This window comes from Nocardia cyriacigeorgica NBRC 100375 (genome assembly GCF_000308555.1).
In the GTDB taxonomy this organism is placed as follows: Bacteria; Actinomycetota; Actinomycetes; order Mycobacteriales; family Mycobacteriaceae; genus Nocardia; species Nocardia cyriacigeorgica.
In genome coordinates this window covers 21,164-30,116 of the sequence record NZ_BAFY01000318.1, presented here as the reverse complement: position 1 = coordinate 30,116, position 8,953 = coordinate 21,164, and the positions used below count along the sequence as shown (strand labels likewise).

At 68.9% G+C, this 8,953-nt stretch carries 9 protein-coding genes and 2 tRNA genes; 9 read left to right on the top strand and 2 right to left on the bottom strand.

The annotated features are described in order from the left end of the window. Positions 1-123: 123 nt before the first annotated feature. The 5 genes from RJ05_RS27000 to RJ05_RS26980 all read left to right on the top strand — a co-directional run bounded on the left by RJ05_RS27000 (position 124) and on the right by RJ05_RS26980 (position 4,501). Complete coding sequence (locus RJ05_RS27000) at positions 124-636, top strand: hypothetical protein (protein ID WP_028851319.1); 513 nt, start codon at positions 124-126, stop codon at positions 634-636. After that, positions 633-2,411: a type IV secretory system conjugative DNA transfer family protein gene (locus RJ05_RS26995; protein WP_036542293.1), complete on the top strand. Its 1,779-nt coding sequence runs from the start codon at positions 633-635 to the stop codon at positions 2,409-2,411. The genes RJ05_RS27000 and RJ05_RS26995 overlap by 4 nt, the downstream gene beginning before the upstream one ends. An 80-nt stretch (positions 2,412-2,491) precedes the next feature. After that, entirely contained in the window at positions 2,492-3,079 is a 588-nt protein-coding gene (locus RJ05_RS26990) for a hypothetical protein (RefSeq protein WP_026529680.1), read from the top strand. Then, positions 3,076-3,288 (top strand): helix-turn-helix transcriptional regulator, encoded by a 213-nt coding sequence (locus RJ05_RS26985; protein WP_026529681.1) that lies wholly within the window; start codon positions 3,076-3,078, stop codon positions 3,286-3,288. The genes RJ05_RS26990 and RJ05_RS26985 overlap by 4 nt, the downstream gene beginning before the upstream one ends. Beyond that, positions 3,272-4,501 (top strand): tyrosine-type recombinase/integrase, encoded by a 1,230-nt coding sequence (locus tag RJ05_RS26980; protein ID WP_026529682.1) that lies wholly within the window; start codon positions 3,272-3,274, stop codon positions 4,499-4,501. Before RJ05_RS26985 ends, RJ05_RS26980 begins: the two co-directional genes overlap by 17 nt. Before the next feature lie 207 nt (positions 4,502-4,708). On the opposite strand, the gene RJ05_RS26975 is transcribed toward RJ05_RS26980, so the two are convergent. Beyond that, positions 4,709-4,782: transfer RNA gene (locus tag RJ05_RS26975), tRNA-Pro, on the bottom strand. A gap of 20 nt (positions 4,783-4,802) precedes the next feature. After that, positions 4,803-4,874 (bottom strand) — tRNA-Pro (locus tag RJ05_RS31170). Positions 4,875-5,016: 142 nt separating this feature from the next. Between RJ05_RS31170 and RJ05_RS26970 the strand changes: the two genes are divergently transcribed. The 4 genes from RJ05_RS26970 to RJ05_RS26955 all read left to right on the top strand — a co-directional run bounded on the left by RJ05_RS26970 (position 5,017) and on the right by RJ05_RS26955 (position 8,942). Further along, positions 5,017-5,697, top strand: coding sequence for a TetR/AcrR family transcriptional regulator (locus tag RJ05_RS26970; protein ID WP_036542288.1), 681 nt, complete (start codon positions 5,017-5,019; stop codon positions 5,695-5,697). Between the two features lie 194 nt (positions 5,698-5,891). After that, positions 5,892-7,139 (top strand): acyl-CoA dehydrogenase family protein, encoded by a 1,248-nt coding sequence (locus RJ05_RS26965; RefSeq protein WP_036542285.1) that lies wholly within the window; start codon positions 5,892-5,894, stop codon positions 7,137-7,139. After that, positions 7,136-7,918: an SDR family oxidoreductase gene (locus RJ05_RS26960; RefSeq protein ID WP_036542282.1), complete on the top strand. Its 783-nt coding sequence runs from the start codon at positions 7,136-7,138 to the stop codon at positions 7,916-7,918. The genes RJ05_RS26965 and RJ05_RS26960 overlap by 4 nt, the downstream gene beginning before the upstream one ends. Further along, entirely contained in the window at positions 7,911-8,942 is a 1,032-nt protein-coding gene (locus RJ05_RS26955) for a phosphotransferase family protein (RefSeq protein WP_036542278.1), read from the top strand. Before RJ05_RS26960 ends, RJ05_RS26955 begins: the two co-directional genes overlap by 8 nt. The last annotated feature ends 11 nt before the right edge of the window (positions 8,943-8,953 follow it).

Sequence of the window (8,953 nt, the reverse complement as noted above, 5' to 3'; positions counted from 1 at the left end):
GCCAGAGACGTCCGACATTCCTCCGTACGCGGCAGAGGTTCGACCTGCACGGCTCGTACGTGCGCGCGGACGCCCAGGAGCGCCACGCATGCTCTCATGGCGGCGTTGGCTCACCTCGACGCTATGAGGAAGCCCGAGCCTGAGCCCGTCCCGGTGTCCATTCCGCTCGTCGTGCTCGATGTGCGCGAGGACGGCACCGTGACCGTCACCGTCGACGGGAAACGGTTGGACCCTGACCCTTTCGCGCCGCCGTGGCGGCGCTCCTCGTTCGGGCAGATCATCGACCGCGCCACGAACGACCGGACGACACCGGCGAGGGTCGAGGTCCGCGAAGCGGACGGCACGACGTTCACCGACATCGTCGCCGCCCGCCGCCGGCGTTCCCGCCCCGAGCCCGAACCGGAACCGGCGGCGCAGGCCGGGCCGGTGTTTCACACCGTCGAGGGCAAGGGGTTCGTTCCGGGCGAGGACGTGGCGGTCGCAGTCGTCACCGGGCACACCGACGCCGCCCACTCCGGCACCGCGCGCGCCCTCATCGACCCAGCCGGGAACGGCGCCGACCGGACCGGCGAGGTCATCGAGGTCATCCTGTTCGGCCGGGTCTCCGGCACCACGATCATCCGGCGAGTGCCGTGAACGAGCAGGGCCGGCAGACCGGCTCGTTCGGGGACGAGCTGACCAACGCCGCGATGATCGGGCTGGTCGTCCTGTTCGGCGTCGCGCTGATCCTGCGCGCCGCGGGATCGGTGGCCGCGTTCCTGACCGGCACGCCCCAGCCGGCCGGCGATCCCGCTTCCGGGGTCGGTGTGCTGTTCCGCCCTGGTGATCCCGGCGCGGCGCTCGACGCGGACGGCCTGAACCCGGTCGTCTACTGGATCGTCGCCGGGCTGCTGCTCGCCGGCCTCGTGACCGGCGGGCTATGGGCGTGGCTGCGGTTGCGCCGCCACACCCACCGGATCGAGACCGACCCGCGCCGCATGGCCGGGATCGCCACACGGCACGAAGTCGCCGCCGCTGCGTCTGAGAAGGCGCTGCTGCGCCGCGCGGGAAACCTGCGCCCCGGCCTGGCTGACCCGAAGCCGGCGGACGTGGGCTACCGGCTCGGCACCTCCAAGGGCACCGGCGTGTGGGCGTCGGTCGAGGACTCGATCATGGTGATCGGGCCGCCCCGCTCCGGGAAGGGCCTGCATCTGGTGATCCCGGCGATCCTCGACGCGCCCGGCGCCGTCGTCGTCACCTCGACCAGGCCGGACAACCTCACCGCGACCATGCGCGCCCGTCGCAGGATCGGCCCCGTCGCGATCTTCGACCCGCAACACTTGGCCGAGGGTCTGCCCGCCGGTCTGCGCTGGTCACCGATCCGGGGCTGCGAGTCGCCGCAGACGGCGATGATCCGCGCCACCGGGCTCGCCGCCGGCACCGGCCTGTCCGCAGGCGGCGTCGACGGCGGAGGCTTCTGGGAGGGCAAGACACGGGCCGCGCTCCAAGCCCTGCTGCACGCGGCAGCGATCGACCATCGGCCGCCCGCCGAGCTGTTCAGGTGGACTCTCGATCCGACCGCGGCCGCTGACGCGGTGGCGATCCTGACCGGCTCCACGCAGGCTGCGACCGGGTGGGCCGAGTCTCTGGAAGCGATGATCGACTCCGACCCCCGCACCCGCGACTCGATCTGGCAGGGCGTCTCCTTGGCTCTCGGCTCCCTCGCGGACCCGCGCGTGCTCGACGCCGTATCGCCCGGCCCCGGTGAGGGCTTCGATCCCGAAGCGTTCATCCGCGACCGCGGCACGTTGTTCCTGCTGGCAACCGGGTCCGGTGCGGGAGCCAGCGCCGCGCTGGTCGCCGCGCTCGTGGAAGACCTCATCGAGACCGCCCGCCGCCTGGCCGCACGGTCGGCCGGTGCCCGGCTCGATCCGCCGATGCTGCTGGCCTTGGATGAGATAGCCAACCTCTCGCCGTTGCCGTCGCTGCCGACGCTGATGGCCGAAGGCGGCGGGTCGGGGATCACGACCATGCCGGTGCTCCAATCGCTCGCGCAGGCGCGGGACAAGTGGAACGAGCACCAGGCGAACGCGATCTGGGACGCCTCGATCGTCAAGGTCATCCTCGGCGGGGCTTCCAACAGCCGGGACCTGCAAGACCTGAGCGCCTTGGTCGGCGAACGCGACGAATACACCGACTCCGTGACGCTGGGCGACCACGGCACCCGCTCCAACCAGCGGTCCGTGCGCCGGGTGCCGATCTTCCCGCCCGACCGCATCCGCCGGCTCCCGTTCGGGACCGGGATCGTGCTGCTGCGCTCCGCGGCCCCGATCGTCACCGACCTGCACCCCTGGCCCAAGCGTCCCGACGCCGGCCAGCTCGCCGCCGACCGTGCCGAGATCGAAGCCCTGCTCCGTCGTTCCGGCACCTGAACGCCGGTCGCGGCACGGAGCACCTGCCCGCCACAACGGCCCGGCACGAACCGGCGCCGGAGAGCAGACAGGAGCCCAGCATGTCCGACGAACCCGGTGGCGACGCCACGACGAACGATGTTCCCGACTCGGATGTGGACCAGATGGACGACGACGGCTACGACGAGCCGCTGATCGCCGAGCCGCCGCACCCGATCAACTGGAACCTGCTGAGTGCCGAGGACGCCGAGGCCGAGTGGTTGGAGCTCAACCGCTGGGTGGACTGGCTACGCCACACCTACGGGCTCCCCGCCTCCGTGATCCCGCCCGCCTGGCACATGCACCCGGAGCTGCTGTGGGAGCTGAGCGCGCTGCACCTTCACTGGCTCTGCGCCTACGACCCGGACCAGAACGGCAGCGCACCGCTCGGCTGGCACCGCGACTTCGCCGACGCCCGCCAGCGGCTCCGCGAATGGGTCGCCGCCTGCGGCACCCGGCTCGACCACGACCGTCCCACCCGGCAGACTGTCTGGCCCGGCGAGGAACCCGGCGACCCGATCGAGGACATCCCGATCACCGACCGCGACGCCGAGTTCGTGGAGTTCGTCATGGCCGACGTCCAGGCCCGCCGCGAGGCAGAGGAAGCGTTCTACCGCGACCTCGACCCGGACACCGGAGAAGTGTCGTGAGCGACAAGACCGAGGCACTCGTCTCGCCCCTGCTGGACAGCCGTGAGGTCGCCGCGTACTTGAAGGTCTCGGAGTCCACCCTGTCGCGGTGGCGCTCGGCCGGCACGGGGCCGCCGTTCCTGCGGCTTGGCGGGATCGCCCGGTACCGGCTCGACGCCGTGGACCGCTGGCTGAGCGAGCTGGAACACGACCGTGCCCCGCAGAGCTGAACCGCAGCCGACCGCCGAGCCCAAGCCGGTCCCGCCGATCGGCGTGAAGGTCTCCACAGACATGGAGCGCCGCTCCTACGGCATCCGCGCCCGAGCCCGGTGGACCGACCCGACCACCAAGCGGCGTGTCATCCGCTCGGAAATCGTGCGAGACGAAGCGGCCGCGCACGCGTTCTTCGACCAGCTCCGCAACTCATCGACCAAGGGCATGGACGTGTCCATGACGCTGCTGGAGTTCGTCACCTCCATCGGCGACCGGTGGGCGCGGGGCCTGGACCCGACCTCCACCGGCGAGACCTACGGGTACGGGCTGAAACTGCGCGTGCTGCCCGCGCTCGGGCACCTGCCGGTCACCCAGATCACCGCCGGGATCATCGACCGCACCATTGATGAGTGGGAGCAGCGTCACGGCGCGTCGACCATCAAGAACACCATCGCCCCGCTCGTGCGGGTGCTCGATGAGGCCGTGCGGGACGGGCTGATCCAGATCAATCCTGCGAAGAACCGCGCCAAGCGGAGCCTGAACCGCAACGCCTTCCGCGGCCAGTCCGCCGAACACACCTCCCCACGGGCGCACGCAATCCCGGACATGAAGACCCTCAACCGCCTCGCCAGGGCGTGCGGCAAGGTGCATCAGTCCTACAGCGACTTCGTGATGCTCGCCGCGCTACTCGCCGCACGGTCCTCGGAGGTCTCCGGGTTGCAGGTCGGGGACGTGGACTACGGCAAGAACCTCGTCGTGATCCGCCGGCAGGTTTTCCCCGGCAAAGGCGGCCTGGTTACAAAACCGACCAAGAGCCGCAAAGAACGCCGCGTGCCGATCCTCGAACCACTCCGGCCAGTGCTCGAACGCCTCACCGACGGGAAGGAGCCCGAGGACTCGTTGCTGGTCGGCCCGAAGGGCGGCTATCTCACCACCGCGACCGTCCGCGACGCCACCAACTGGGACGGCATCGTCGCGAAGCTCGGACTGCCCGACCTCACCCGGCACGGCCTACGCCACACCGGGGCAACCTGGATGGCCGACGCGGGCATCCCGCTGCACGTACTGCAAGACATCCTCGGGCACGCCTCGATGGAGACCACGCGCGGCTATCTCCACCCCGACGACCGCCACCTCGCCTCCGCCGCCGAGCAGGCCAACGCCTTCCTCTCCACCGCCGGACAACGCAAGAACGCCCGGCGCAGCAGCCCCGCGACCAGGGGCCTGTGATGCGCTCCGACGCCCGCGGGAGTGCTCCCGGAAGCGTTCTGGTCCCCTTTTGGTCCCCTTATCCACAGGACGCGGGTTCTGGGCGATCAGTTCGTCCACAGGCGACCACCGGCGAGAGCGCCGGGGGACCAGAGGGGGACCACAGAGAACGACCCCCGGACATGATGAAGCCCAGGCGAGAAACCTACTCTCACCTGGGCTTTTACGTCGGGCTGACAGGATTTGAACCTGCGACCCCCTGACCCCCAGTCAGGTGCGCTACCAAGCTGCGCCACAGCCCGTGGCATGGATTTTCAGTTGTTCGGGCCGACCAGAGCGGGGTAAACCCACTTAACCCCCAGTCAAGTGCGCTACCAAACTGCGCCACAGCCCGTTGCGCCGCGTTTCCGGGCGCTCGAAGAGATTACCTCAGGGGGTGTGTGGAGAGCTAATCCGCTGGTCAGGGGCGTGTTGGTTGAGGGCGAGGGTAGTTTTGGTGTCGTGAGTGGGGTGTGCGCAGGCGTATAAATGCGGACATGGACACTCTGGATACCGAGGTCGACGAGCAGGACGCGCCGCCGTCGATGGCTCGGTCGTCGCTGTTGCGGGAGTTGCCGTCGACGGCGCGGGGGTTGCGGACTCGGGGGGCGCTGGTTGCGGCGGCGCGCAAGGTGTTCGAGCGGCGCGGGTATCTGGAGACCCGGCTGTCGGACATCACGAAGGCGGCGAAGTGTTCGTCGGGGACGTTCTACACCTACTTCGCGAGCAAAGAGGAGATCTTCGCCGCGGTACTGGAACTCGCGCAGGAAGACATGATGCATCCGGGGATGCCGCGGGTGGCCGATGAGGCGGATCCGGCGCAGATCATCGCGGCGAGCAATCGGGCCTACTTCCAGGCGTATCAGCGCAATGCCAAGTTGATGGGGTTGCTGGAGCAGGTGGCCGGGATCGATCCGGAATTCGCGGTGCTGCGGCGGAATCGGGCCGAGGCGTTCATGGTGCGCAATGCGCGCAGTATCGAGAATCTGCAGGACCGGGGGCTGGCCGATCCCGAGGTCGATGCGATGCTGGCGTCGCGGGCGCTGTCGGGGATGGTCAGCAGGCTCGCGTTCAATCATTTCGTGGCCGGTTACGGCGGCACGGACAGTCCCGCGCTCGAGGACGTGATCGACACCGCGAACCGGCTGTGGGTCAATGCCCTGCGCATCCGATCCTGAGGCTCGTTCCGGTCACTCCGCATACCCGGACAGCCTGGCATAACTGCTGGTAAATGGGCCTCTTCACGCTAGACACTTGAAATTGACGCCGAATTCAAGATACGGTTTGTTCGGTGCGGTTCACAGGTCGTGCACGGGCCCGGCCGCACCCCGCTGATCGCCGATAAACCCCGTCTCACCCGTCAGGAGCCAGGATGTCCCTGTTCGACACCTCCGAACGTGCCGAGAAGTACCGGGCGGAACTGCTCGACTTCATGGATGCGCACGTCTACCCGGCCGAGGCCGTATACGACCAGCAGATGCGTGAGTCCGGTGATCCGCACTTCCATCCGCCGATCATGGAGGAGCTCAAGGCCGAGGCCCGGCGGCGTGGGCTGTGGAATCTCTTCCATCCGCATCCGGAGTGGGGCCCGGGGCTGACCAACCTGGAGTACGCGCCGCTGGCCGAGATCATGGGCCGCAGCTTCATCGCCCCGGAAGCCTGTAACTGCAACGCTCCCGACACCGGCAACATGGAGGTCCTCACGCTCTTCGGCACCGACGAGCACAAGGAGAAGTACCTGAAGCCGCTGCTGGAGGGCACCATCAGGTCGGCATTCGCGATGACCGAGCCCCGGGTGGCCAGCTCGGACGCGACCAATGTCGAGCTGTCGATGGTCCGCGACGGCGACGACTATCTGCTCAACGGGCGTAAGTGGTTCGCCTCCAACGCGATGCACAAGAACTGCAAGGTGCTGATCGTGATGGGCAAGACCGATCCGAACGCCGCCCCGCATCGTCAGCAGTCGATGATGGTGGTGCCCATCGACGCGCCCGGTGTCACCGTGATGCGCAACCTTCCGGTGTTCGGCTACCAGGACCGTGAGGGCCACGCCGAGATTGATTTCGCCAACGTCCGGGTGCCGGCCAAGGATGTGCTGAAGGGGGAGGGTGAGGGCTTCGCGATCAGCCAGGCCCGGCTCGGTCCCGGCCGCATCCACCACTGCATGCGTTCGATCGGGATGGCCGAGCGCGCACTGGAATTGATGTGCAGGCGGGCGCGTTCGCGCACCACGTTCGGCAAACCGATCAGCGACAACGCCAACATCCAGGACTGGATCGCCGAATCGCGGATCGAGATCGAGATGATCCGGCTGCTCACCCTCAAGGCCGCCTACCTGATGGACACCGTCGGCAACAAGGAGGCCCGCACCGAGATCGCGGCGATCAAGGTCGCGGCACCCGAAATCGCGCTGAAGGTGGTGGACCGGGCGATTCAGGTGCACGGCGGCGGCGGTGTCACCGATGACTTCCCGCTCGCCATGGCATGGGCGCATCTGCGCACGCTGCGCCTGGCCGACGGCCCGGACGAGGTGCACAAGCGCGCCATCGCCCGCCAGGAACTCGGTAAATACCGCACCGCCGAGGTCGCCGCGAACAACGGACAGCAGGCGAAGGCATGACGGGCATCGATCTGACCGGGCGCACCGCCATCATCACCGGCGCCTCGCGCGGTATCGGGCTCGCCGCGGCGCAGGCCATCGCGGCCGCGGGCGGCACCGTCGTGCTCACCTCGCGGTCGCAGGAATCCGCGGACGCGGCGGCGGCTCAGGTCGAGGGCAACGCGCTCGGTGTCGCCGCGCACGCCGTCGACGAGGACGCCGCCCGCCGCTGCATCGATCTGACGCTCGAAAGATTCGGCAGCGTCGACATTCTCGTCAACAACGCGGGCACCAACCCCGCCTACGGCCCGGTGATCGACCAGGACCACGGCCGGTTCCAGAAGACCTTCGACGTAAACCTGTGGGCCCCGATCCTGTGGACGTCGCTGGCCACCCGCGCGTGGATGGGCGAGCACGGCGGTGCGGTCATCAACACCGCCTCCATCGGCGGCATGGGTTTCGAGGCCAACCTCGGTCTCTACAACGCGAGCAAGGCCGCGCTGATCCATCTCACCAAACAGATGGCGCTGGAACTGTCGCCGCGGATCCGGGTCAATGCGGTCGCGCCGGGTGTGGTGCGCACCAAGCTGGCCGCCGCGCTGTGGCAGGAACACGAGCAGCTGCTGAACCAGGCGACGGCGCTGAACCGGATCGGCGAACCCGCCGACATCGGCTCGGCCATCGCCTTCCTGGCTTCCGACGCCGCGAGCTGGGTGACCGGCGAAACGATGGTGATCGACGGCGGACAGCGACTCGGCGACGCGTCCCACTTCCGCAAGGGCCCGGTCGCCGATGGGTGAGCACCTCGCGGTGGACCCGGTCGCGATCGCCGGTTGGCTCGACGCACTCGGCATCGAATCCGATGCCCCGCTGCGTTTCACCCGCATCGGTCTCGGCCAGTCCAATCTGACCTACCTGCTCACCGACGCCGCCGGACGGCGGTGGGTGCTGCGGCGTCCGCCGCTGGGTCAACTGCTGGCCTCGGCGCACGATGTGGTTCGCGAGGCACGCATCATCGCGGCCCTGGAAGCCACCGCGGTGCCCGCGCCGCGCATCCTCGGGGTCTGCACCGATCCGGCGGTGTCGGAGGTGCCGCTGGTGCTGATGGAGTTCGTCGACGGCCTGGTGATCGACACGATGGACGTCGCGCGATCGCTCACCCCGCAGCGGCGCGGCGAGATCGCCTTGGCCTTGCCGCGCACGCTCGCCAAGATCCACGCCGTCGACATCGAGGCGGTCGGACTGGCGGATCTGGCCGGCCACAAGCCGTACGCGCAACGCCAGCTCAAGCGCTGGGCCGGGCAGTGGGAACAGTCCAAGACCCGTGAGCTGCCCGAACTCGACGACCTCACCCGCAGGCTCGTCGCCGCCATCCCCGAACAACACGAGATCACCTTGGTGCACGGCGACTTTCATCTGCGCAACGTCATCGCCGACCCCGTCTCCGGAGATCTGACGGCGGCTCTGGACTGGGAGCTGTCCACGCTCGGTGAACCGCTGGCCGATATGGGCAGCCTGCTCGCTTACTGGCCCGAACCCGGTGAAGAGGAGCTCGGCGGCGATTTCCCGGCCTCCACCCTGCCGGGCTTCCCGACTCGCGCGGAACTGGCGCAGGTGTACCTGTCCGAAACCGGGCGCGATCCCGCCGCTTTGCGGTACTGGCATGTGCTCGGCCTGTGGAAGCTCGCGGTGATCGCCGAAGGTGTGATGCGCCGGGCAATGGATGAGCCGCAGAACCGGGCCGCGGCGGGCACGCCGACCGTCGAGCGGATCGATGCGGTGGTGCGCAAGGCCACCGAAGTCGCCGACGCCGCCGGCCTCTGACCTCATCTTCA